This is a genomic window from Stakelama sediminis (assembly GCF_014199335.1).
Lineage (GTDB): Bacteria > Pseudomonadota > Alphaproteobacteria > Sphingomonadales > Sphingomonadaceae > Sphingomonas > Sphingomonas sediminis.
This window is the reverse complement of sequence record NZ_JACIJI010000001.1, coordinates 296,505-320,952: the sequence shown is the minus strand read 5'-3', so window position 1 is coordinate 320,952 and position 24,448 is coordinate 296,505. Positions and strand designations below refer to the sequence as shown.

General features: G+C 62.4%; 22 protein-coding genes, 1 tRNA gene and 1 pseudogene. 9 read left to right on the top strand and 15 right to left on the bottom strand.

Going from position 1 to position 24,448, the window contains the following annotated elements; translation table 11 throughout:
- Positions 1-203: 203 nt before the first annotated feature.
- Positions 204-986: an arginyltransferase gene (locus FHR23_RS01610; protein ID WP_184001188.1), complete on the top strand. Its 783-nt coding sequence runs from the start codon at positions 204-206 to the stop codon at positions 984-986.
- A gap of 33 nt (positions 987-1,019) precedes the next feature.
- Here FHR23_RS01610 and FHR23_RS01605 read toward each other — a convergent pair whose 3' ends face one another.
- The 5 genes from FHR23_RS01605 to FHR23_RS01585 form a co-directional block, all read right to left on the bottom strand.
- A complete protein-coding gene (locus FHR23_RS01605) occupies positions 1,020-1,838 on the bottom strand; it encodes a transglutaminase family protein (protein ID WP_184001187.1) in 819 nt (272 codons plus the stop codon).
- On the bottom strand, positions 1,838-2,773 hold the full coding sequence (locus FHR23_RS01600) for an alpha-E domain-containing protein (protein WP_184002109.1): 936 nt from the start codon (positions 2,771-2,773) through the stop codon (positions 1,838-1,840). The genes FHR23_RS01605 and FHR23_RS01600 overlap by 1 nt, the downstream gene beginning before the upstream one ends.
- Before the next feature lie 13 nt (positions 2,774-2,786).
- Positions 2,787-4,277 (bottom strand): circularly permuted type 2 ATP-grasp protein, encoded by a 1,491-nt coding sequence (locus FHR23_RS01595; protein ID WP_184001186.1) that lies wholly within the window; start codon positions 4,275-4,277, stop codon positions 2,787-2,789.
- Between the two features lie 94 nt (positions 4,278-4,371).
- Positions 4,372-4,983 carry a redoxin domain-containing protein gene (locus tag FHR23_RS01590; RefSeq protein ID WP_184001185.1) on the bottom strand — a complete coding sequence of 204 codons (612 nt, stop codon included), beginning with the start codon at positions 4,981-4,983 and terminating at the stop codon, positions 4,372-4,374.
- 17 nt (positions 4,984-5,000) lie between these two features.
- Positions 5,001-7,073: a thioredoxin family protein gene (locus FHR23_RS01585; RefSeq protein ID WP_184001184.1), complete on the bottom strand. Its 2,073-nt coding sequence runs from the start codon at positions 7,071-7,073 to the stop codon at positions 5,001-5,003.
- 139 nt (positions 7,074-7,212) lie between these two features.
- Between FHR23_RS01585 and FHR23_RS01580 the strand changes: the two genes are divergently transcribed.
- On the top strand, positions 7,213-8,844 hold the full coding sequence (locus FHR23_RS01580; RefSeq protein ID WP_425506347.1) for an alkaline phosphatase family protein: 1,632 nt from the start codon (positions 7,213-7,215) through the stop codon (positions 8,842-8,844).
- Between the two features lie 18 nt (positions 8,845-8,862).
- Here the strand turns inward: FHR23_RS01580 and FHR23_RS01575 are convergent, their stop codons facing one another.
- The 3 genes from FHR23_RS01575 to rplK all read right to left on the bottom strand — a co-directional run bounded on the left by FHR23_RS01575 (position 8,863) and on the right by rplK (position 11,908).
- Positions 8,863-10,665 (bottom strand): diguanylate cyclase, encoded by a 1,803-nt coding sequence (locus FHR23_RS01575; protein ID WP_184001182.1) that lies wholly within the window; start codon positions 10,663-10,665, stop codon positions 8,863-8,865.
- Between the two features lie 108 nt (positions 10,666-10,773).
- Positions 10,774-11,472 carry a 50S ribosomal protein L1 gene (gene rplA / locus FHR23_RS01570; RefSeq protein WP_184001181.1) on the bottom strand — a complete coding sequence of 233 codons (699 nt, stop codon included), beginning with the start codon at positions 11,470-11,472 and terminating at the stop codon, positions 10,774-10,776.
- A 4-nt stretch (positions 11,473-11,476) separates the two neighbouring features.
- Entirely contained in the window at positions 11,477-11,908 is a 432-nt protein-coding gene (gene rplK, locus FHR23_RS01565; RefSeq protein WP_184001180.1) for a 50S ribosomal protein L11, read from the bottom strand.
- 320 nt (positions 11,909-12,228) lie between these two features.
- On the opposite strand from rplK, the gene FHR23_RS01560 reads away from it, so the two are divergent.
- Positions 12,229-14,376: a TonB-dependent receptor gene (locus FHR23_RS01560; protein ID WP_184001179.1), complete on the top strand. Its 2,148-nt coding sequence runs from the start codon at positions 12,229-12,231 to the stop codon at positions 14,374-14,376.
- Positions 14,377-14,565: 189 nt separating this feature from the next.
- Here FHR23_RS01560 and nusG read toward each other — a convergent pair whose 3' ends face one another.
- The 3 genes from nusG to FHR23_RS01545 form a co-directional block, all read right to left on the bottom strand.
- Complete coding sequence (gene nusG / locus FHR23_RS01555; protein WP_184001178.1) at positions 14,566-15,102, bottom strand: transcription termination/antitermination protein NusG; 537 nt, start codon at positions 15,100-15,102, stop codon at positions 14,566-14,568.
- 12 nt (positions 15,103-15,114) lie between these two features.
- Complete coding sequence (secE, locus tag FHR23_RS01550) at positions 15,115-15,312, bottom strand: preprotein translocase subunit SecE (RefSeq protein ID WP_184001177.1); 198 nt, start codon at positions 15,310-15,312, stop codon at positions 15,115-15,117.
- Between the two features lie 190 nt (positions 15,313-15,502).
- Positions 15,503-15,967 (bottom strand): carboxymuconolactone decarboxylase family protein, encoded by a 465-nt coding sequence (locus tag FHR23_RS01545; protein ID WP_184001176.1) that lies wholly within the window; start codon positions 15,965-15,967, stop codon positions 15,503-15,505.
- A gap of 66 nt (positions 15,968-16,033) precedes the next feature.
- Here FHR23_RS01545 and FHR23_RS01540 point away from each other — a divergent pair, with 66 nt between their 5' ends.
- A complete protein-coding gene (locus tag FHR23_RS01540) occupies positions 16,034-16,531 on the top strand; it encodes a MarR family winged helix-turn-helix transcriptional regulator (RefSeq protein ID WP_184001175.1) in 498 nt (165 codons plus the stop codon).
- 26 nt (positions 16,532-16,557) lie between these two features.
- On the opposite strand, the gene FHR23_RS01535 is transcribed toward FHR23_RS01540, so the two are convergent.
- From FHR23_RS01535 to FHR23_RS01525, 3 genes are all read right to left on the bottom strand, one after another.
- Positions 16,558-16,634, bottom strand: a tRNA-Trp gene (locus FHR23_RS01535).
- 49 nt (positions 16,635-16,683) lie between these two features.
- Entirely contained in the window at positions 16,684-19,041 is a 2,358-nt protein-coding gene (locus tag FHR23_RS01530) for a putative bifunctional diguanylate cyclase/phosphodiesterase (RefSeq protein WP_343042929.1), read from the bottom strand.
- 86 nt (positions 19,042-19,127) lie between these two features.
- On the bottom strand, positions 19,128-20,879 hold the full coding sequence (locus FHR23_RS01525; protein WP_184001174.1) for a fatty acyl-AMP ligase: 1,752 nt from the start codon (positions 20,877-20,879) through the stop codon (positions 19,128-19,130).
- Between the two features lie 126 nt (positions 20,880-21,005).
- Here FHR23_RS01525 and FHR23_RS01520 point away from each other — a divergent pair, with 126 nt between their 5' ends.
- The 5 genes and pseudogenes from FHR23_RS01520 to FHR23_RS16740 form a co-directional block, all read left to right on the top strand.
- Positions 21,006-21,539 (top strand): regulatory protein RecX, encoded by a 534-nt coding sequence (locus tag FHR23_RS01520; RefSeq protein WP_184001173.1) that lies wholly within the window; start codon positions 21,006-21,008, stop codon positions 21,537-21,539.
- Between the two features lie 79 nt (positions 21,540-21,618).
- Positions 21,619-22,191: a cold-shock protein gene (locus FHR23_RS01515; protein WP_184001172.1), complete on the top strand. Its 573-nt coding sequence runs from the start codon at positions 21,619-21,621 to the stop codon at positions 22,189-22,191.
- Positions 22,192-22,201: 10 nt separating this feature from the next.
- Entirely contained in the window at positions 22,202-22,702 is a 501-nt protein-coding gene (locus FHR23_RS01510; protein WP_184001171.1) for a DUF192 domain-containing protein, read from the top strand.
- 97 nt (positions 22,703-22,799) lie between these two features.
- A complete protein-coding gene (locus FHR23_RS01505; protein WP_184001170.1) occupies positions 22,800-23,192 on the top strand; it encodes an NADH:ubiquinone oxidoreductase subunit NDUFA12 in 393 nt (130 codons plus the stop codon).
- Positions 23,189-23,650, top strand: a pseudogene (locus FHR23_RS16740) (DUF2155 domain-containing protein); the annotation flags it as partial. The gene FHR23_RS01505 and the pseudogene FHR23_RS16740, both read left to right, overlap by 4 nt.
- Before the next feature lie 23 nt (positions 23,651-23,673).
- Here FHR23_RS16740 and aat read toward each other — a convergent pair.
- A complete protein-coding gene (aat, locus tag FHR23_RS01495) occupies positions 23,674-24,441 on the bottom strand; it encodes a leucyl/phenylalanyl-tRNA--protein transferase (protein WP_184001169.1) in 768 nt (255 codons plus the stop codon).
- Between the last annotated feature and the right edge of the window lie 7 nt (positions 24,442-24,448).

Here is a 24,448-nt window from a genome sequence, read left to right as displayed (position 1 = left end):
CCGCGGATTCACTGCCCCCGTCCAATTGGATACACTGTTCCCCAAGGCAAAAGGGGGCGGTTTTCGGCTTTTGCGAAATCAGCGAAATTATTCCTGCCGCGTTAACTTTCTTTTATGGTGAATCCCCTTTTCATCATCCGCGCGGCGTTCCATAGTCGGGTTGTCACACGATCAGCGACCAGACTGGAAAGGGGCATGGACAGGTGAGCGCGCCGTTTAGATTTCCGCGATTTTTCGTAACCAGTCCAACCCCTTGCCCCTATCTTCCCGGCCGTCAGGAGCGGAAGGTTTTTACCGAATTGACGGGGCAGCATGCGGGTGAACTGAACGATGCGCTCGGCCGGATCGGCTTTCGCCGCAGCCAGTCCGTCGCCTATCGGCCAAGCTGCGCGGGGTGCAATGCCTGTGTGTCGGTGCGGGTCGTTGCCGACGAATTTCGACCCAATGCGACGCAACGCAAGCTGCTGCGCCGGCATTCGGATCTGGAAATCAATGCCTGCCGCCCATGGGCGACGGATGAGCAGTTTCAGTTGCTGCGCCGCTATCTGAAGGCGCGCCATCCCGAGGGCGGCATGGCGACGATGGATGAGGGTGATTATGCCGACATGGTCGAGCAAAGCCCCGTTACCTCTTATGTGATCGAATATCGCGAACCGTCGGTGGACGGACGCAAGGGGCGACTGGTGGGCGCGTGCATCACCGACCAGCAGGCGGATGGCCTGTCGATGATCTACAGCTTCTTCCTTGCCGACGATGACAGCCGTCCCGGCCTGGGCAACTTCATCATTCTCGACCACATCCTGCGCTCGCGTCGGGCGGGACTGCCCTATGTCTATCTCGGCTATTGGGTGAAGGGGTCCGCGCGCATGGCGTACAAGACCCGCTACAAGCCGATCGAGGCGCTTGGCCCCGACGGCTGGGCATTGCTCGATGAGGAACGCGAGGTTCCGGCCGCACCGGCTTCGCGCGTACACGAACCGGCCTGATATAAAGCGTCGAGTGAGGGGGCGGGCTTTCCGCTAATGCTGCCCGGCGCCCAGCATATGCGCGTCGATGTCCACATCCATGGCCTCTTCGCCGCCGCCGGTGCGCGAACCCGAACTGGCCGCGGTGTCGGAGGCATCCAGCCCGGCGGCAACGCGGACATAGCGTTCGTCCGGCGAAATGCCGCAGGCGGGATCGAAGCCGACCCATCCCAGATCCTCGATATAAGCTTCGGCCCAGGCATGGAGGCTTGCCATCCGCTTTTCCGTTTCAGACACGCGATATCCGGCGATGAAACGGGCGGGGAAGCCGCATGTCCGGGCGATGGAGCAGAATAATTCGGCCAGCTCGTGCGGAGAAGCCGATTTTGTGGCGAAGGTTTCACCGACCGGTTGCATATGGTCGGGACGGACCGGCACGATTTCAAACCGGTCGCACAGGGCGGAGCATAGCGCGTGTAGCCCGCCGAGTGCGTCCTTTTCCATATTCAACCCATCCGCATAGTCGCGAATAGCGTCGTCGGGACGGGTTCGCGCGGTCTGGCGCAGAAACAGGGCAGGCGGCAGCGGTTCCGGCGCGCCATGCACCACGCCCGCCGCTTCGTTGTCGGTCAGGATTTCGCCGGTGACCTCTATGGTGATCGATTCCAGCGGGCCGTCGGCATAAACCATCGTCACTTCATTGCCGAAACCGTCCTCATGCTTGCGCAGCCGAGCGTCGCAATCGATGTCGACGCGCCAGGCGACTACAGTCTGATGATTGGTGTCGCACGGGCGCATGTGCAGCAACTGCACCACACGGGCCTGTGGTTCTTCGAACCGGTAGCGGGTCTGATGGTCGATGGAGATACGCATTATACAAACCGGAACTGGCGGGCGATTGCCGCGTCGAGCATGGCATTTTCCCGAATGAAAGCCTGAAGATATTCATGCAGGCCGGAGGTGATGACTTCCTTGCTGCGCGTCTTGTGCATGCGCGCCAGACGTGCCCGCGCCATGCGGTCGGCCTCTCCCTGAAGTCCGGTGCGCTTGCCCAGAATGGCCAGCAGTTCGACCGTATCCTCGACACAGGCGGCCAGCGAGCGCGGCAGTTCGGGCCGCGTCATCAACAGGTCGATGACCAGATCGGGCTTCAGTCCTTCGCTGTAGAGCCAGCGATAGGCGGTCACCGCCGACACGGTTTGCAGGATCGTCGTCCACTGATCGCGATCGACCACGCCGCCGACTTTTTCGTCCTTCGGCAACAGCAGGTGATATTTGACGTCGAGCAGGCGCGCGCTGTTGTCCGCCCGTTCGATCGCGCCGCCCAGCCGGATGAAGGCGGTCGCTTCATTCTTCATCATTCGGTGCAGCGCGCCTTCGAAACCCTGCGCCTCCGCCTTCACCGCTTCGATCAGGCTCAGCGTGGCAGCGGAATTGTCGAGGCCGGCGCAGTTCTGAAACAGCAGCCACGCCCGGTTGATCGCCGTCCAGCTGTCGCGGGTCAGGGCGGTACGGACGGCACGGGCGTTGTTGCGCGCCATCGTCATACATTGCTGGATCGACCCCGGATGCGTCTTGTCGAGCAGCAGGAACCGCGCAACATTCTGCGCGGTCAGATTCTCGCCCGTTTCGGCGAACGCCTCTTCATTATAGGTCACGGTCAGCGCACTGCCCCAGGCGTCTTCGCCCGCCGGGCGCGCCGACAGCGCATCCAGCCGCACGGTGGCTTCGACCAGTCGCGCGATGAAATCGGCACGTTCGATATAGCGGCCCAGCCAGTATAGCGACGCAGCGGTGCGGGATAGCATCAGCATGGCGGCTTCACCCCCGACCCTGCGATTGCGTTTGCCCGCCGCCGGACTGCGACTGGCTCTGGCCGCTGTCCGCCATCAGGACGAAACTGTCCTTGGTGCCGCCGCCCTGACTGGAATTGACGACCAGCGACCCGGCTTTCAGCGCGACGCGGGTGAGGCCGCCCGGCACCACCTGCGGCCTGCCGCGTCCGGTCAGCAGGAAGGGACGGAAATCGACATGGCGCGGCGCCAGCCCCTGATCGGCAAAGGTCGGCACGGTGGACAGCGCCAGCGTCGGCTGCGCGATATAGCGGTGCGGCTCGGCGACCAGCGCTTCGCGGAACCGGGCGATTTCCTCCTTCGTCGCGGTCGGCCCGACCAGCATGCCATAGCCGCCCGACCCGTCGACCAGTTTCACCACCAGTTCGTCGAGATGGTCGAGCACATATTTGAAGGAGTCGGGTTCGCGACAGCGCCAGGTTTCGACATTGGGCAGCTTCGCCTCTTCACCGGTATAGAAGCGCACGATTTCGGGCATATAGCTGTAGATCGCCTTGTCATCGGCAATGCCGTTGCCCGGTGCGTTCATCAGCGTGACATTGCCCGCGCGATAGGCGGACATGATGCCGGGCACCCCCAGCATGGAGTCCGGGCGGAACACCAGCGGGTCGAGAAAATCGTCATCGACCCGGCGGTAGATCACATCGACGCGCACGCGCCCGGCAATCGTCTGCATCCACACAATATCGTCGTCGACCAGCAGATCGGCAGGCTCGACCAGTTCGATCCCCATCGAGTCGGCCAGGAAGCTGTGCTCATAATAGGCGGAGTTGAAATGGCCGGGCGTCAGCAGCACGCACACGGGATTGGACTCGCGACCCTGGGGGGCCACGGAGCGCATCGTATCGTGCAGCAGATCGGGATAGCTGTCGACCGCCGCGACCCGGAATTCGCGGAACAGTTCGGGGCACAGCCGCAGCATCGCCTCGCGATTTTCGAGCATATAGGAAACACCCGATGGCGTGCGGGCATTATCTTCCAGCACAAAGAATTCGTCCGGTCCGGTGCGCACCAGATCGATCCCGCAAATATGCGCGGCGACACCATGCGGCGGCCGGATACCGGCGACTTCGGTGCGGAATTGCGGGTTGCCCAGCACCAGTTCGGGCGGCAGCACGCCTTCATCGAGTATTCGGCGCTCGCCGTAAATGTCGTTCAGAAAGGCGTTGATCGCCTCGACCCGCTGGACCAGCCCTTCGGACAGGCGCGCCCATTCGTCGGCCATGAAGATGCGCGGCACCAGATCGAAAGGGATGATCCGCTCGGACGAATCCTCCTCACCATAGACGGCGAAGGTGATGCCGAGTTGGCGGAAGGTCGCTTCCGCCGTCTGCAGCCGTCGTTCAAATTCGGCCGCCGGCGTATCGCGCATCCACGCGGCCAGCGCGGCGAATTCCTCTCGCGGCTGTTCAGGGCCGCCATGGCCCCAGATCTCGTCAAACGCGGTTCGTGTACCCATTCCTTCTCCCAAGTCGCCGGAATGGCAATTGTTCCCATGCTGCAACGCTTTGCTGCATTGCACAAGGGGGAGTCGGAATTTCTGTCGTCCGGATTCAGTTCGCGTATTTGACCGAACAGCCATAGGGCCGGGTCTCGGCGACCGAGACGGGCTGTCCGGCACGGATTTCCTTCAGCGCCGCCAGCACATGATTGCGTGCGCCCGCGATGTCGGCGGGATCGGCGGTCGGTTTGTCGTCGATGCCGCCCTGATAGACCAGTGTTCCGTCACTATCGACGATATACATATGCGGTGTCGTTTTGGCGGCATAGGCATGGCCGACCACGCCCTTGGGATCGAGCAGATAGTGGGTCGGCGTTGCTTTTTGCGACGACACGAACTGCTGCGCCTCGGCACCGTTCATATGCCCCTGCTTGCCCGGCGCGCCGGAGTTGACGGTCAGCCACACCACGCCGCTTTCGCGCGCCGTGGCCTGTGTCTTCTGCATATTCCCGCTGCGATAATGTTTCTGCACGAACGGGCAGCCGGGATTATTCCATTCCAGCACCACGACTTTTCCGAGGTAGTCGGACAGGTGAACCGTCTTTCCATGCATGTCGGTCAGGGCGAAATTCTGTGCGTGCCGGCCATTGACCTGTTCGGCGAGCGCTGGGGCGGCGACCATGGCAGCGACGATCGCGGCACCGGTAAAAAGGCGATGAATCATCAGCTTTCTCCGTCTGTTTATGTCCCCGCGCCGTGCCTTTCGGGTAGTGCGGCAAGCATCGCCGGTGTCAGAATCTGCGGCAATATGCGCGGAGAGTCGGCACCCGGAGCATACCACAGATAGAGCGGAACCCCGGCACGATTATGCGCCTCGATAAACCGGCCCAGTGTCGGGTCGCCATCGGTCCAGTCACCGACCAGCACCGCGACATTGTTCTGTTTGAAGGCGCGGGCGACTTCACTGGTGTCGATCGCCGTCTTTTCATTGACCTTGCAGGTCAGGCACCAGTCGGCGGTGAAATAGGCAAAGACCGGGCGGCCGGACGCGCGCAGTTCCTGCAACCGTGCCTCGGTGAACGGTTGTGCGTCGAGCGGCATGGCGGCTGTTTCAGCCTGTGCGGGTGCGCGTTCGACCAGGGCGATGCCGCCCAGCGCGATCAGGACGGCGAGCGCGGCGGGAAGCCATGCGGCTGACTTTCCACGCGACTGTCGCCGTCCGGTCCACCACAGACCGAACGCCGCCAGCAGTGCCGCCGCCAGCCCCAGCGTCATGCCGTTGACGCCCGCCTGTCGCCCCAGCACCCAGGCGAGCGCCAGCGCGGTCAGGAACATCGGAACGGACAGGATGTGCCGGAAGGTTTCCATCCAGCTTCCCGGCTTTGGCAGGCGCGCCCGCAATGCCGGAATGAATCCGATGGCGAGGAAGGGCAGGGCGAGGCCAAGTCCCAATCCGGCAAAAATTGCGAGTGCCAGCGGCCAGGGCAGGACCAGTGCGGCACCCAGCGCGACGCCCATGAACGGACCCGTGCACGGCGTGGCGATGAACGCCGCCAGCGCGCCGGTCGCGAAGGCGCCGCCGGTACCGCGTGCCGCCGCCTTGTTGACGACGCCGGGGGCCGACAGTTCGAACAATCCGGCAAGGTTGAGCGCAATCCCAGTCACGAGCAGGAGCAGGAACAGGATGACGCGCGGGTCCTGTAGCTGGAATGCCCAGCCTGCGGTCGCACCGGCGGCCCGCAGCGCGAGCAGGATGCCGCCGAGCGCCACACAGACCAGTACCACGCCTGCCGTATAGGCGAGCGCTTCGGCTCTGGCCGCGTGTTCGGTTTCGCCGGAGCGTGCGAGGCTCAGCGCTTTCAGGCTGAGGATCGGAAACACACAGGGCATGATGTTGAGGATCAGCCCGCCCAGCACGGCGCCGAAAAAGGCTGCCAGCGCGCTGCTCCAGAGCCAGCCGGATTGCGTCGTGGCGGTGGAGGGAACCGGAACCGCGCCCGGTGTGGCACTGACCAGAAAGCCGGTATCGCTTCCCAGCTTCAACACACCCTGTATCGTGCCTTTGGGATCGCTGCCCGCGCCCGTTTCGACGATCAGTGTGTCGCCGTCGCGGACCAGCTTTTGCGGGTCGGCATAGGAAATCGCGCCATCGGTGACGGGGAAGAAATAGGCGTTTGCGGGATCGACCTTCATGCTTTGCGGAAACGGAATGGCGATGCGCAGGGATTTGCCCGCAACGGCATAGTGCGCCGCGCTGCCCAGCGGTCTGGGAAGCGCCTGTCGCCACTGGTCGAATTGCGCGCGTATCTGTGGAGAAATGCCGCCGTCGCCGACGGTCAGCGCCGTGGTCAGCGTCTTCGTTTCCGGCACGCAGATTTCGTGGGTACAGACGAGATAGTCGAGCTTTACCCGGATCGGCAGGCGCGTGCCCGCTTTCGCATCGGCGGGAATGGTGAGGTCGGCAAATTGCGTGAACGGCCCTTCGAAAACATAGTTCATGATGCCCGCCAGCATCAGCCGTTGCGGTATCGGATAGCGTAGCGGCCCTGCCTTCACACCGGCAGGCAGTGTCCAGTCGGCAGTGGTTTTGACACCCGCATCGCCCGGATTCTGCCAATAGCCGTGCCACCCCTTTTCCGGCGTCGAGACAAAGGCTAGGGTGACGGTGCCGCCCGGCGCAGGACTGTCGGTTTCGGGTACGAGCCGGATCGCGATATGATCGCTGTTCCCCAGCGTCTGCGCGGCGGCGGGCAGGGCAAGCGCGCTCAGCAGCGCCGCCATGACTGTCATCAATACGAAACGCAGGTGCCGCACGATCCCTCCTTGTACCCGGTTGCACTGTATCGGTGCGGACCGGTATGCCGCGTATCTTAGCCTCGTCTTAGGGGCAGGGGGAACCAGACCGATGTCCTTTTTTCGTTCGACGGCGATGATGCTTGCCGCCGCGCTGTTGATGAACGGTTCTGCCGGGGGTGCGCAGGCGCCGCAATCCGCGCCGCGTTCCGCCGCCGACGCGGCGCAACCGCAAACGCCGCCAAAGCTGATCGTGGTGATTTCGGTCGACCAGTTTTCGGCGAATCTGTTTGCCGAGTACCGGCCCTATTTTTCGAGTGGGTTTGCGCGCCTGATGCAGGGTGCGGTATTCCCGTCGGGCTATCAGAGCCACGCCGCGACAGAGACCTGTCCGGGGCATTCGACGATTCTGACCGGGGACCACCCCTCACGCACCGGGATCATCGCCAACACCTGGTATGACCTGAATGCGAAGCGAGCGGACAAGCGGATATATTGCGCCGAAGATGAAAGCGTGTCCGGCAGCAATTCGGATCACTACACCGTTTCCGACAGGCATTTGCTGGTGCCGACGCTGGGCGAGCGGATGAAGGATGCCGATCCGCGCACGCGCGTCGTGTCGGTGGCGGGCAAGGATCGCGCCGCCGTGATGATGGGCGGGCACAAGGTCGACCAGCTCTGGTGGTGGGACGGCAGGAAGTTCACCAGCTATGCCGGACGCGAAGTGCCGCCTGCGGTCGTGCGCGCCAACAAGGCGGTGGCCGCACAAATCGCTCACTCGGAACCGCCGCTCGCCCTGCCGCCGGTGTGTCAGGCCCGTGACAGGGCGGTGCCGGTGGGTAGCGACGGCTTTACGGTCGGCACGGGAAGGTTTGCACGCAAGGCAGGGGATTATGACGCGTTCAGGCGCTCGCCCGAGGCCGATGCGTCGGTGCTCGCGCTGGCGGCGGCGCTGGTGCAGGATATGAAGCTGGGGCAGGGGCCTGTCACCGACATCCTTTCGGTCGGCGCTTCGGCCACCGACTATGTCGGGCACGCATATGGCACGCAGGGCAGCGAGATGTGCCTGCAACTGCTGTCGCTCGATCGCGATCTGGGGCAGTTCTTTCGCGTGCTCGATGCCACCGGCGTCGATTATGTCGTCGCGCTGACCGCCGACCATGGCGGCAACGACCTGCCCGAACGCGAGCGGATGCACGCCATTCCCGATGCTGCGCGCAGCGATCCCGCCCTGGCGGCCAAGGCGATGGGGGCGAGGATCGCCGCCGACCTTGGGCTGTCGGGACAGCCGATTTACGGGGGCGCACCGGGCGATTTCTGGATCGATCCGACGCTTTCCAAGAAACAGCATGATGCCGTGCTGGCGGAGGCGGTAAAGCTGTATTCCGCGCATCCGCAGGTCGCGGCGGTGTTCACACGTGCGCAGATCGAGGCAACGCCCGCACCCAAGGGGCCGCCGGAAAGCTGGTCGCTGATCGAACGGGCGAAGGATTCCTTTTACGCGCCGCGTTCGGGCGATTTCGTGGTGGCGTTGAAGGAGTGGGTGACGGCGATTTCCGATCCCGGCCCCGGCAAGGTCGCCACCCATGGCAGCTTCTGGAACTATGACCGGCGCGTGCCGATCCTGTTCTGGCGCAAGGGGATGAACGGGTTCGAACAGCCGCTGGCGGTGGAAACCGTCGACATTGCGCCGACGCTTGCCGCGTTGATCCATTTTCCGTTGACGCCCGGCGCGGTCGATGGGCGTTGCCTCGATCTGGATGCGAGTGCGGCAAGCAGTTGCCCCGATTGACCGCTGTGCGGCTGCAGGTCAGGCGGCGGATTCGGCCCGGCGGGGCTGGGCGACCACCACGCGATTGCGGCCCTCCTTCTTGGCGCGATACAATGCGGCATCGGCCGTGCGTACCAGCCGTTCGGAGGATGTATGGGTGGGGATGGTCGCAACGCCCGCCGACACGGTGACGGTGTCCAGATCCTTGCCGTCATGGCTGACCTGTATGGTTCCGACCCGGTGCCGGATCGTCTCCGCGCGTTCCAGTGCCTGATCGGCGTCGAGGCCGGGGAGCAGCAGCACAAATTCCTCTCCGCCATAGCGGAATGCCTGCCCCTCTTCGCGCACCGCCTGATCCAGCACCTTGGCAACCGCTTTCAGCACCGCGTCGCCGGCGTCATGGCCGAATGTATCGTTGACGTGTTTGAAATGATCGATATCGACCATCACGCAGCTCAGCGGCTGTTGAAGCCGTTCGCTTTCCAACAGCTTTTCGGTGAAAATGGCGTCGAACTGCCGACGATTGGCCAGTCCGGTGAGCGGGTCGGCCATCGCCATCTGACGCAACGCATCGCGCAGACGAAGATTGGCAAGCGCGAGGCCGATATTTTCCGCCAGCATTTTCAGATAGGTATCGCTGGTTTTTACAATTCCGTCGAACTCTGACGCCGGTTCGAAATAGAGCAGGCCCAGCATCTCGCGCTGTGCCGTCAGCGGCAGGCAGATCGAATCGATGATGTGGTTGCTGTCGATATGATCGCACGGAATGTCGATCGTCGCTCCGACCGGGCGGTGCGGCATGTTCCGGCGCAGTGCCCAGCACGCCATCGGTGCGAAGCTGTCGCGCGAATGGATGGGGGATTGCCAGTCGCAGCATTCGACCATCGCGTTGCGCTGAGGATCGAAGAGATACAGCCGCCCGGCAAGGTCGGGCGCGATTTCCGGTGCGAAACGCTGCACCACCGCTTTCAGGTCGCTGACCGTGTCCGCACCCTGCATCCGTTGCGTCATGCGCGACAGCAGGTCGCGGATCGAACGGTCCTGATCGCGTTCGGCCTCCAGCCGCTGTCGCGCGATGCCGTTCTGGCGGAATATCTCGAACGCCTCCGCCATGTCGCCGATTTCGTCGACGCGCTGATAATCAGGCGGTTCGACGTCATAATCCTGTTCGGCAAGACGCCCGACGACATCGCTCAGCCGGACCACGGGGCGCAGGACGCGTTGTTTGAACACGAAATACAGGACGCAGAGGAACAGCAGCCCGGTGATCGCCAGCACAATTTCGGAAACAGTACGCAACGTCCGCGCCAGAGCGGTGGCGGCGTGGACATCTTCATTGGTGCGCTGATCGAGCCTGCTCTGGAAACGGTCGACCAGCGTCCGTACATGGCCCAGTTCGCGTTCATATTCCGGGCCGAACAGGATTTTCCGGGCGCGGGTGGCGTCGCCACGCTGATAGCTGGCGATGGCGTTGCGCTGTTCGTCCTGCAGCGTGTCGATCCATTGCAGAGCTTGCCGAAGCGCGTGAAGTTCGCGGGGATCGGCACCGGCATCGCGGATTTTTCCGATGCGCGATTCGACGCTACCCAAAGCCGCCTGTTCATGGCGATAGGCGATCACATGCGCCGGATCGCCGGTAATGATGTATTGCCGCGCCTGATCGCTGAGCGTGTAGATGTCCTCGACCGTCACGCCGGTCGCCTTATCGAGCAGATAGCGCTGGGCGACGGCTGCGCGCTCCTTTTCCTGCGCGCTGGATGCCAGCAGCATCGTACCGCCAGCCGCGACGGTCAGGACAAGCGTGGCCCCATAGGCCCAGTTGGTAATGGTGGCGAGGCGCATACCGACGGATTCTAGGTACGACCCTGCAAATAAAGGTTAACGACTGCGCATGAAAAAAGGGCCGGGATCGCTCCCGGCCCTCCTTTATCTGGTTCGCAGGCAAGTGCCTCAGGCGGAGGCGACTTCGGCCACGTCGACCTTCACGCCCGCGCCCATCGAGGACGACAGCGCGACCTTGCGGACATATTTGCCCTTGGCGCCCGACGGCTTCGCCTTGACGACCGCATCGACCAGCGCATCGAAATTGGCGCGCAGATCAGCGTCGGAGAAGCTTGCCTTGCCGATGCCGGAATGGATGATACCGGCCTTTTCGACGCGATATTCGACCTGGCCGCCCTTGGCCGCCTTCACGGCTTCAGCGACGTTCATGGTCACGGTGCCCAGCTTCGGGTTCGGCATCAGGCCCTTCGGACCCAGCAGCTTGCCCAGACGGCCGACGACACCCATCATGTCGGGCGTGGCGATGCAGCGGTCGAAATCGATCGTGCCGCCCTGAATGGTTTCCATCAGGTCTTCGGCACCGACGATGTCCGCACCGGCTTCTTTGGCTTCATCCGCCTTGGCGCCGCGCGCGAACACGGCAACGCGCACCGTCTTGCCGGTGCCGCCGGGCAGGGTGACGACGCCGCGCACCATCTGATCGGCGTGACGCGGATCGACACCGAGGTTCAGCGCGACTTCGATCGTTTCGTCGAACTTGGCGGTAGCGTTCTTTTTCACCAGCGCGATCGCTTCGTCGACGCCGTAAAGCTTGTCGGCGTCAACCGCCTTGGCCAGCGCCTGTTGCTTCTTGGTCAGCTTTGCCATGGGTTCAGCCCTCCACCACTTCGAGGCCCATCGCGCGGGCCGAGCCTTCGATAATGCGGGTTGCCGCTTCGATATCGTTGGCGTTCAGATCCTTCATCTTGGCTTCGGCGATTTCCGACAGCTTCGACCGCGTGATCTTTCCGGCCGAAACCTTGCCCGGCTCCTTCGAGCCCGACTTCAGGTTGAGCGCCTTCTTGATCAGATAGCTCGCCGGCGGCGTCTTCGTTTCGAAGGAGAAGGAACGATCCGCATAGACGGTGATCTTCGTCGGGATCGGCGCGCCCTTTTCCATGTCGCCGGTCGCGGCGTTGAACGCCTTGCAGAATTCCATGATGTTGACACCACGCTGACCGAGCGCAGGGCCGATCGGCGGGGAAGGGTTGGCGGCGCCCGCGGGCACCTGCAAATTGATATAGCCGGTAATTTTCTTGGCCATATGGTCCTCACTCTGTTGCTGGACATGGGGCGCGTTGCCCGCCGTCCGGTTCAAGTTTAGCGGTTCCGGCGGTTCGCGAACGAACCTCCCGCACACTCCATTGCAATGCTCTGGAAGCGCGCGCCTTTATCGCAATCGTCGATGCAAAGCAATGGCAGGATGGCAATATTCGGCACGGTGCGTGACGAAGGGGCAGGGCAGGACGGAAATACTGCCCGCTCGTTCATGGAGATGTTGTAACATCAACATGAACGCAATATGACAGATTCCGATGGCGCGCGAAGCGCGGTCGCCATGCCAGTTAAGTTGTAGGGGAAACCATGCGAACCGAATTGTTGAAATCGAGCTGCGCCATCGGCGCGGCGTTGCTTTTTGCGTCTGCCGCGCAGGCGCAGGATACCGACAGTGCCGCACGCGATGATCGCGAGCGGATGGAAAGCGGCTATCACACCGAACCGGCCGAAGACATTATCGTGACCGGCGTCCTGCCGATCGACCGGCAGGACCTGCTGTCGGGAGTCGCGGTGCTGAAGGGGCAGAAACTGACCCAGGCACTGCGCCCCTCAATCGGCGAAACGCTGGCGCACACGCCCGGCGTATCGGCAACCTCTTTCGGGCCGAGCGCATCGCGCCCGGTGCTGCGCGGGCTTCAGGGGGAGCGCGTGCGCGTGCTGACCGACGGGATCGGTTCGATAGACGTGTCGAACACGTCGGTCGATCACGCGGTGGTGGTCAATCCGCTGCTCGCCCAGCGGATCGAGGTGCTGCGCGGGCCGCAGTCGCTGCTCTATGGGTCTTCGGCAATCGGCGGGGTGGTGAACGTCATCGACAAGCGTATTCCGCGTGCGGTGCCCGATGAGCCTGTGCATGTCGACATGCTGGCAAGCTATGGCTCCGCCGCGAATGAACGGTCGGTGGCGGGATCGGTGGATGTGCCGCTGGGTAAGCGCTGGGTGGTGCATGCAGACGGCAGCTATCTGAAGACCGACGACCTGCGCATCGGCGGCTATGCGCTGACGCCCGCCCTGCGGCGGCAGGCGCTGGCGTCGGCCATGCTGCCGCCCGAGCCGGCGGAGGATGGCGAAGAGCCAATCGACTTCGCCGCCAACGCGGCGGTGAAGGACAAGCTGCCCAACAGCGCCAACAAAACCTGGACGGCGGGCGCGGGTATTGCCTACATCACAGACACCGGCAATTTCGGCGTTTCGTACAGCCATTATGACAGCCTGTACGGTGTACCCATCCGGTTCGCGACCGAGCCGGGGCAGGAGCAGGAGGCACCGCGGCTGAGCCTGTTGCAGAACCGGATCGATTTCCGGGCCGAGGTGGATGCCGGTGGCGGCGCACTGGACCAGATCCGTTTCCGCTATGGCTATGCCGATTATCGCCATTTCGAACTGGAGGAATCCGGAGAGATCGGCACCGCTTTCTACAATCAGGGCATGGAAGGGCGGCTGGAACTGGTTCAGGCGAAACATGGCGCGTGGAATGGTGTGACCGGCGGCCAGTTCTTTATCCGCGATTTCAATGTCGTCGGCGACGAAGCGTTTCTGCCCAAGAACCGGACCGAACAGCTTGGCCTGTTCACGTTGCAACAGCTTGATTACGGCGCGCTGAAGCTGGAAGCGGGCGCCCGGTTCGAACACAGCACGCTGACCGCCGTACCGTTCGAAGAGCAGCCGCAGTTTTTTGCCGGCACGCGGCAATTCGATGTCTTCTCCGCTTCGGGCGGCGCATCCTATGGCGTGGCGCAGGGGTGGCGTATTGGCCTCAATCTGTCGCGAACTGAACGTGCGCCGGCGGCGGAGGAATTGTTCGCCAACGGTCCCCATGCGGGTACCGAGGCGTTCGAGGTCGGCAATCCCGATTTCCGCACCGAAAAATCCTGGGGGCTGGAAGCGATCCTGCGCGGCGGCGGACAGAATTACAGCCTTGAGGCCTCCGCTTATTACAACTGGTTCAGCGACTTCATTTATGAAGATCTGACCGGCGAATATGAGGATGGCCTGCCGGTCTATCAGTTCCGTCAGGCGGATGCCCGCTATTACGGGTTCGAGGTGCAGGGATCGGCGACGCTGGCGCGTGTCGGCAGTGTCGAGATCGTTGCCGATGCACAGGGCGATTATGTCCATGCCGAGATCGTGGATATCGGTCCCGCACCGCGTATTCCGCCGCTGCGTCTGCTCGGCGGGCTGGGCGTCAACTCGCCAAAGATCGATGTGCGCGGGGAAGTCGAATGGGTCGATGCCCAGCATCGGGTGTCGGAGGTCGAGACGCCGACCGATGGATATACGATGGTCAATGCGGAGATTAACCTGCGTCCCTGGGGCGGGGAACGTCCGCTCAGCTTTGCGCTGTCGGCCAATAATATCTTCGACGTCAATGCCCGGCGGCATGCATCCTATCTGAAGGATTATGCGCCGCTTGCGGGGCGCGATCTGCGTGCCACCGCACGGCTGAGTTTTTAGGATGAAACGCGGGCGATCCGCACCGTCATCGTGAGGAGCATCGCGGCAAAGCAATCCGGTTCAGCGCGCCGATGCCGGGTTGCTTCATGCCTTTGCTGTTCGCAATGACGGGCCGGGTTTATCCGGATGCACAACGAAAACGGGCCGCGTTTGCAGCGCGGCCCGTTTTTCTTAACGCAGAGAGGGCGCTTATTTGGAGCGTTCGACCTGTTCGAAATCGAGTTCGACAGGCGTGGCACGGCCGAAGATCGACACCGACACCTTGACCTTCGACTTGTCGAAATCCAGTTCCTCGACGACGCCGTTGAAGCTGGCAAAGGGGCCTTCCAGCACCTTGACCGCATCGCCGATTTCGTAATCGACCTTGACCTGCTGCTTCGGCGCGGAAGCAGCATCGTCCTTGGTATTCAGGATGCGTGCGGCCTCTGCCTCGCTGATCGGCTGCGGCTTGCCGCTGGAACCGAGGAAACCCGTCACCTTCGGCGTGTTCTTCACCAGGTGATAGACATCGTCGTTCATGCTGAGCTTCGCCAGCACATAGCCGGGGAAGAATTTGCGTTCGGACTGCACCTTCTTGCCGCGACGCACCTCCGTCACGGTTTCGGTCGGCACCTCGATCGATTCGACCAGTGCGTCAAGGCCCATACGCTCGGCCTCCGCCATGATCGCATCGCGAACCTTGTTCTCAAAGCCCGAATAGGCGTGAATGATGTACCAGCGCGCCATGTGCCTCAATTCTTATTTTGCGAGAGAAAGCAGATAGTTGACGATCGCTTCGAAGATCGAATCGATGCCGAGGAAAAACAGCGCCAGAATCGTTGTCATGATAACGACCATCACCGCGGTCATCACCGTCTGCCGCCGGGTGGGCCATACCACCTTGGCGGTTTCGGTGCGGACCTGCCGCATGAATTCCATCGGAGACGTTTTCGCCACTTCGTTCACTCGCTTCGTCAAACCTGTCGGCAGCGGGACACGGAGCCGCTGCCCGGTTCTTTCAGAAGAAACCGGTGCAGCCTATCCACACTGTCGGAATAGGCACTGCATCTAGCGACTTCATCCGCCAAGGGCAAGAGCAGCAGTAGATCGGGTCACATCGGGTATCCCGACCAAAAAGGCGGTTGCTTCACGCCGCTGTCGGGGGAGCGAACCGCAGCCCCTTCGCAATCCGGTTCCAGGCGTTGATGGTGCCGACCGTGATCGCCAATAGCCGCGTTTCTTCCTCACTGAAATGTCGATGCAGGCCGGTACGTACCTGCTCCGGCAGCGATGCACGGACGTTCATGGTCAGATGCTCTGCCCATGCCAGTGCCGCCATTTCCCGTTCGGTGAAGATTTCGGCATCCTGCCACGCGGCAATGCGGTCGAGCCGTGCGGTATCCACACCGATTTTACGGGCGATGTTCAGATGAAGCTGAACACAAAAGACGCAGCCGTTGATCTGCGAGATGCGTAGCTTCACCAGTTCCGTAAGCTCTTTTTCCAGCCCGCGCCCATCGACGAATTTGCCCAGCGATACCAGCGCATCCTGCGCCTCGCGATATTCCTTCCGGAACTGATCATAGGATAGTGCGGCGGGAGCGCCCGACATGGCTGGTCCTTTTCGGGTTAAAACATTAATGTCAAAGTTCGATCATTATATAAGAGTTCTGATATTATGCGCAAGCGCCCCGAGGAAATCCGCGATGCCATTCCCGCGCCCGGTGAGGGTAAGCGGGGCGAAGGCGGCTATTTCGGCTATCTTTTGCGACAGGCTGCGGGGATGTATCAGAACCGGCTGGCGCGTGAGCTGGACGATCTGGCGATGACGCCCCCGCAATTTTCCGTGCTGACCATGATCGGTGCCTATGACGATGTTTCCGGCGCGGAGGTTGCCCGGCTGACATTGCTGACTCCGCAAACGGTGAGCGTCATTGTCGGCAATCTGGTCCGGGACGGTCTCGTCGTTCGTCAGGCACATGCGACCCATGGTCGAATCCGGCATCTTGCACTGACGGCGCAAGGGCGATCCCTGCTGCGCGTTGCACGCGAAAGGGCGCAGGGGCTGGAACGCGCGCTGGCCGCCGACTGGCCCGAGGACGAGCAAATAGTCGTGCGTCGCTGGCTGGCGGCGGTGCCGGGCGCCATGATGCGGGATTCGCAATCAAGGCGTTAGATCGGAAACCGCTCTAAACTGAAGGATGGCAGGGGCGCTCGGATTCGAACCGAGGGCCTTCGGTTTTGGAGACCGACGCTCTAACCAGCTGAGCTACGCCCCTATGCGAATGGCGGCTTTAGCGACGGCGGAGAAGATCGGCAAGAGGCTGTTCACGCCACCGCGCTTTTGTTGGTCATATGCCCGGCAATCAGCGCGCGTGCCTCTTCGACGGGAAGCGGTCGGCCGAAATAATATCCCTGTATTCTGGAACAGCCGAGATGCTGGACCATCTGATATTCGTCCTCGGTCTCGACGCCTTCGGCCGTGGTCGTCATCCCCAGGCTGTCGGCGAGCGCCACCACCGCGCGGATGATCGCGACCGCCTCAGGGACATTGCGCGAGGCGCTCTGTACGAAGCTGCGATCGACCTTGATCGAGGAAAAGCGCGTTCGCGACAGATAGCCCAGCGAGGAATAGCCGGTACCGAAATCGTCCAGGCTGAGCCGGACGCCGAGATTGAGCAGCTTGTCGAGCACCTGTACGGCACCGGTGCCTTCGCGCATGAACACGCTTTCGGTGACTTCCAGTTCCAGTCGTTCGGGGGCAAGGCCGCTTTGGGCGAGCGTCTGCGTCACCATCGTCACGAAATTCGGGCTGTGAAGCTGTTCGGCAGAGACGTTGACCGCGACGCGCACGGAGCCGTCCCAGCGGGCTGCCTCATGACAGGCATTGCGCAAGACCCATTCGCCGATCGGTGCGATCAGCCGAGCCTCTTCCGCCATCGGCACGAATTTGGCGGGTGAGATGGCGCCATATTCGGGATGCGTCCAGCGCAACAGCGCTTCGAACCCGGTCAGCGCGCCGTCGATCGTATTGACCACCGGCTGATAGGTCAGGTGAAGCTGATCCTTGTCCAGCGCCTCGCGCAGCGCGATTTCCAGCACCCGGCGTTCCTCCGCCACGACATGCAGGTCGGGCGCATAGGCGTGGAAGACGCCGCCGCCCTGATCCTTCGACCGGTAGAGCGCAAGGTCGGCGGATCGTACCAGTGTTTCGCCCGTGCGTCCGTCGCGCGGGCCGATGGCGATGCCGACGCTCGCACCGATATACAAGGTATGCTGATCGACCTCATAGGGTCGTGAGAGCGTTTCGATAATCTGGCGTGCCAGCGCCTCGACCGCTTCGGTGTCCGAGGCATCGCGAATGACCACCGCGAATTCATCGCCGCCCAGCCGGCCGATCATCTCATTATCGGACATCAGCTCCTTCAGGCGTTTGGATACCCGGCTGAGCAGGCGATCGCCGACCGGGTGGCCGAGCGTGTCATTGACTGCCTTGAACCGGTCCAGATCGATCATCATGAAGGCGCAGCGCCGGTTCCAGCGATCCGCCTCCATCACCGCGCGGCGCAGCGTTTCGTTGATCAGCATCCGGTTGGGCAGGCCCGTCAGTGCGTCATAGCGTGCCATGCGGTTGATCTTGTCGGCGGAAGCGCGGGCTTCGGTCACATCGGAACCGACGCCGCGAAAGCCGGTGAAACTGCCCTGCTCGTCGAACCGGGGGCTGGCGGTCATTTCCCACCAGCGTTCCTCTCCGTCGACATAGACGGGCAGCAGCAATTCCCGGAAACTTTCGCGGCGCTTCAAATGGTCGGAAAATACCCGCAGACCCTGAGGAAAGTTGCCGCTTTCCCAGGCCGACCCCGCCAGTATCTCCAGAAAGGGTTTGCCGTTGATGGCGGTGGGGTCGACGCCGATCGAGTTGGCGAAGCGCGGGCTGGCGCGCAGGATGCGGCGCTGTGCATCGGTTTCCCAAAGCCAGTCGGCATTGGCGTCTTCGAACTCGCGCAGCAACATGCTGACGGTTTCGTTGCGTTCGGACAGCGACAGCTCACTGGCGCGGATCAGTACCAGCGCCTTACCGCGTCCATAGCAGATGATCGACAGCAGCAGGGTGAACAATATCGTGGTTGCCGCAAGCGTAGGAGAGCCGTTGATCAGCAGGGTCGTCGAAAAACTTCCCCCTGTGACGATCAGGAAGATAATGGTCGCCAGCGGTAGCGATGCCATCGCATAGGCATAGGCGGTCATCAGCACCGACAGAACGATCCACAGGGCGAGTGCGGCATGAATGTCGGCAACCTGACCGAACGCCAGCGGGGCGACCGACCAGACCGCCGCAAGACCGGCCCCCTCCAGCCAGGTATCGCGAACCCGGCGGATGGTCGCATCGGTGCGGGTATGGCGTCGAATCGCCAATCGGTGAAAAGTAACCGCCGCCGATACCGCGGCAACCAGCGCGGCCCATGCGAAAAGATGCTGCAACGGTAATAGCGGCGCAAAGATCATGACGATGATCGACGCGCCGATCACATTGGCCGCGAACATGAACAGCGCGCGCTGACCGGCGTCGTTCAGTTGCGCGGCGCGAATGGCGCTCCAGCCGGCCTGATCCTTCGGGTCGTACAGACCGAGCAATGCCCGGGTGTCGATTTTCGGATCGGCAAATTGGGATGTCTGCTCCGTCACATTGTCAGGGTAACGGGGGTCAGGTTTACGGATGGTTAGGAGATGGCCCGCAGCGGATTATTTTTTGCCGCGGGCCGTCCAGAAAATCAGGCGGCGATATCGTAGGGCTTGATTTCGCCTGCGAGGTAGAGATTGCGTGCCTTTGCGCGGCTCAGCTTGCCCGAACTGGTGCGGGGCAGGGTGCGCGGCGGTATCAGCTCGATCACGCAGTTCATGCCGGTGACGGAGCGTACCCGGTCGCGAATGTCGTCGCGCAGGCGCAGGCGTTCGCTCTCATCCGACGTGCGGCACTGGACCAGCACCGCAGGCGTTTCCTCGCCGCCCGGCGTGGTGATGGCGAAAGCGGCGATATCGCCTGCCTTGAACCCCGGAAGCTGTTCCACCGCCCATTCGATATCCTGCGGCCAGTGGTTGCGGCCGTTGACGATGATCATGTCCTTGGCGCGACCGACAATGTAGATATAGCCTTCGGAAATATAGCCCATGTCGCCGGTATCGAGCCAGCCGTCCTTCATGCAGGCTGCGGTCGATTCGGGATCGCGGAAATAGCCGACCATGACCGACGGCCCCTTGCACCAGACCTTACCGATCGCCTTTTCGGGCAGCGGGGTGCCGTCCTCCTCTCGGATTTCGACGGTCATGTCGCGCACCGGCTTGCCGCAATTGACGATCGCGCGATAGCGTTGCGGACGGTCGTCCATATGCTGCTGGCCGGAAAGCTGGGTTTCCTCGACCAGTTCCACCTGAATGCCTTCGCCCGGCGGCATGATGGATACGGCCAGCGTCGCTTCGGCAAGGCCATAGCTGGGCAGGAAGGCGGAGGCCGGAAAACCTGCATCGGCAAAGGCATCGACGAAGCTTTGCATCACATCGGGCCGGATCATGTCGGCGCCATTGCCCGCGATACGCCAGCGCGACAGGTCGAACCGGTCGGATGCCCTGGTCTGGCTCGACATGCGGCGCGCACAAATATCATAGCCGAAGGTCGGCGAATAAGAGATGGTGTTGCCTTCGTTGCGGGTGACGAGATCGAGCCAGGCCAGCGGACGGCGCGCAAAATCCTCGGTCTTCAAATAGTCGGTCGAGACCTGATTGGCGACGACCGACAGGAAACAGCCGACCAGCCCCATATCATGATACCAGGGAAGCCAGGAAATGCAGCGGTCGTCTTCGACCAGTTCCATCCCGTGACTATGCGCCGCGAGGTTGTTGAGCAGCGCATGATGGGTGATCGCGACGCCGTGCGGGAAGCGGGTCGAGCCGCTGGAATATTGCAGATAGGCGATATCGTCGGTCTTTGCCTGGGGCAGGGGGGCCTCCACCGCCTCACGCGCACCGAAGCTTTCGAAATCGATGCCTTCGACATTTTCCACATGCGAGGCTTCGCCGGCCATCCCGGCCAGTTCCGCCGGGTAGAACAGCATCTTGGGGTCACAGCTCTGCAACTGCACCTTCAACTGGTCGATATAGGATTGCGCTCCGCCGAAGCTGGTAGGAAGCGGCAGCGGTACCGGCCAGGCACCCGCATAGATCACGCCGAAGAAAAGGCTGGCGAAATCCTGCCCGGTTTCGGCGATCAGCGCGATCCGGTCCTGGGGCTGCACCCCGGCGGCGATCAGGCGATAGGCCTGCGCCAGTGCATCCTGACGCAGCTCGGCGAAGGAATAGGGTTGCAGCAACCGGCCGCGGGCATCGTGAAAATTCAGGCCGCGCACGCCCTGTGCAGCATAATCGAGTGCATCGCCGAGCGTATCGAAATCGGCAAAGCGACGGGGCAGGCTGTCCTGCGTAGGCGTTGGCCGTACAACCCCGTCTTCGTCCATTTCTGCAATCGTCATAGTTGCGACATCACCATTCATTATCTGTTTCATCCCGGATTTCCGGTGCAGGCATGGAGTCCATCAATACTCCGTGCTGCGCATCAGCGTTCAAAATCCACTGTCAGTGTGGCATAATCATGGCGCATGGCCAGAACCCGTAAACCCGCACCGCCACTGAACGCTGATGCACTGGAGCAACTGGCCCTGCGCTATGTGGAGCGATACGCCACCACGCGCGCAAGACTGTCCGCCTATCTGGCCCGTAAGGTACGCGAGCGCGGAACGGAAGAGGAAAGCGTCGATACGGTCATTGCCGCGCTGGTCGAGCGGATGGCGGAACTGGGCTATGTGAACGACCGGATCTTTGCAGAAGCTAAGGCCGCCGCAATGGCGCGCCGGGGATATGGAGCGCGGCGCGTGTCGTCCGCCCTGCATCATTACGGAATCGAATCGGTCGATGCGGATGCGCTCGTGCCGGAAATCGACTCGCGGGCGATGGACGCGGCGCTGGCGTTTGCGCGCCGCCGCCGTATCGGTCCGTTCGCCGACGATGCAGCGGAGCGAGACCGGCAACAGCGGCAAATCGCCGCTATGGTGCGGGCCGGGCATGACTATGCGCTGGCCCGAAAAATCGTCCAGACGGCACCAGGCGCGGACCTTTCCTGCTTACAGGAATGAAAATTACGCATGAAAGTGCCGTATATCTTGGCGAAGCGGGCAATGCTGTGATACAGAAATCACAGGGGGAAACAGGATCATGCGTGCCGATATACAGCGCGCGCCAGTAGAGTATGGCGACGGCGCATCCTCGCAAACGGAAGTCGGGGCCGATGGTGCGGTGCACCATGGCGTCGTCAAATGGTTCGATGTCACGCGGGGCTTCGGCTTCGTCGTGGCCGATGATCCGACCGTCGGCGATATCCTTATCCATTTCTCGATATTGCAGCAGCATGGCCGCCGCAGCCTTCCGGAAGGTGCGCGGGTGGAATGCGTCGCGGTGGAACGGAGGCGCGGTTATCAGGCGCGGGAAATCCTTTCGATCGATTTGAGCGACGCGGTGGAGCCGCATGCACGCGACCATGCCGATCGTTCCGACCGGGTGCGGCTGATCGAAGCGGCAGGGCCATTCGAACCGGTTTCAGTAAAGTGGTTCAACCGACTGAAAGGATATGGCTTTCTGGTTCGCCCCAATGATAGCGGCGACATTTTTGTGCATATTGAGACATTGCGCGCCGCCGGGATTGAAGAGGTCGAGCCCGACCAGCCGTTGCAGGCACGGGTGGTCGATGGGGAGAAGGGGCCGCTGGCGGTTGCCGTCGAGGCAGCGTAGCGCACGCACGATGCGATACCGTTTCGCCTCGATCCTTGGTCCGGCGATGGTGATGCTGTTGTCGGGGTGCCACAATAGCGGTCAGGCCGATCATGCCGCCGTTACGGCTGAGCAGACCGGTCGGGCGACCGTCACCATTACCACAGCAGGCGGCGAACAGGTTTTTCACGTCGATGTTGCCCGCACCGCCGCTGCGCAGGAACGCGGGCTGATGTACCGCACCGATATTCCGGCGGACGGGGGGATGTTGTTTGCGCCCTATCCGCCCGATGGCGGGACACCGAAAATGGCGGCATTCTGGATGAAGAACACGCCCAGCGCGCTCGACATCCTGTTCATCCGCCCCGATCGCACCATTGCGAAGATTGCCGAAAACGCGGTTCCCTTCGATCAGACCCCGATCAGTTCCGGTGAACCGGTAAGCGCGGTTCTGGAAATCAGCGGCGGCAAGAGCGCCGAACTGGGCATCGCCACGGGCGACCGGGTCGAATGGAGCCTGTCGAAAGACTGATTTGCGTCGATCCGGACCGGCTGGTTGCAAAAAATTGCTGCGATAAGCGCAAGCCGGGCATTGCCCAGCGGCGTCGTCCGGGGTAATCGCGCAGGCCATGGGCATCAATATCAATCCGTTTACCTGGTGGAACGGCGCGAGCTGGGGAACCATGCTCGGGCTGCGTGGCAAGAAGCGTGTCGGCGAGGATTCGCTCGGCAATGTCTATTATGAAGGCGGCAAGGATACCGCCGGAAACCCGCGCCGCTGGGTGATCTACAAGGGTTCGAACGATGCCAGCCGGGTGCCGCCGGAATGGTTTAGCTGGCTGCATCACCATATCGAAGGAACCCCCGACGAATCGGGGCCGCCGCAGCGTAGCTGGGAAAAGCCGGCTGTTCCGAACATGACGGGTACGGCACTTGCCTATCGCCCGCCCGGCGCGCTTGAGGCGGGCGGGCATCGTGTTCGCGCCACCGGCGATTATGAGGCGTGGAACCCCGACGCATGAGTCGAAAATGGCTGCTGGCCGGCGGCGGCATCGTCGTGGCCTTGCTGGCGGCTGCGGGCATCTGGTTCTGGGGCTTTTCCGGGGATCGCCAAAAAGACGAATCGACCTTTACCTCGGTCGTGCCGAATGCCGACGAATCGGCACTCGATCATACAGCGGGCACAGGCGATGTCGTGACGGTCGATGTCGATGGGCAGAACAACCCCAATCGCGGTGCAACGCCGATGAAGGACCGGGTCGCGGTACTCGGCGTCCTCAACAAACGGACCGGCGACAGCCGCGACATCACCCTGAAACCGGGGCAGGCGGTTCGGCTGGGCGATGTGATCGTCCGATTGCGTGCTTGCGAGAAAACGGCGCCGTGGGAACCGGAAGACTATACCGGTGCATTCGTGCAGGTCGATGTGCAGCAGCCCGACCAGCACTGGAAACGCGTCTTTTCGGGGTGGCTGTATAAGGAGCGTCCGGCGCTGAACGTCGTTCAGGATCCGGTGTACGATGTCTGGCCCAAAAGCTGTGCAATGTCTTTCCCCAAGGGCGGTTCGGACGATGCCGCATTGAATGCGCCGCAACCGGCCGCACCCGCCAGCGCGTCCAGCCTGAAGAAATCGGGGGATGGCAATGAATCATCCGCCACGCCTGCTGCCGGGTCTTCGCCGTCGGCAGTGCCCAGCGCGTCGGCCAGCAACAGCATGTAATCGTCGCGGGGAATCTCGACCGCCCCAAGCGACTCGAGATGATCCGTCTGAAACTGGCAATCGAGCAGGCGATATCCGCCGACTTTCAGCCGTGCGACCAGCCACGCCAGTGCCACTTTCGATGCATCGCGCGCACGGCTGACCATGCTTTCACCGAAAAAGGCCCGCCCCAGCGCCAGCCCGTACAGACCGCCGACCAGTTCACCGTCCTGCCAGCATTCGATCGAATGCGCATGTCCGCTGTCGTGCAGGCGCAGAAATACCTTCTCGATCGCCCCGTTGATCCAGGTGTCCGGCCTGTCGGCGGCTGCCTCCGCACATAGGGTAATGATCCGGTCGAATGCCTTGTCCGCGGTGACGGTGAACCGGTCGCGGGCGATCGTCTTGCGAAGCGAACGCGACAGATGAAAGCGGTCCAGCGGTAAAATCCCGCGCTGTTTGGGCTCCACCCAATAGACGCTGCCTGCATCGCGGTGATCGGCCATCGGAAACACGCCCATCGCATAGGCGCGCAGAACAAGATTGGGGTCGAGCAGGTCCGGACCGTGCATGGTGCGT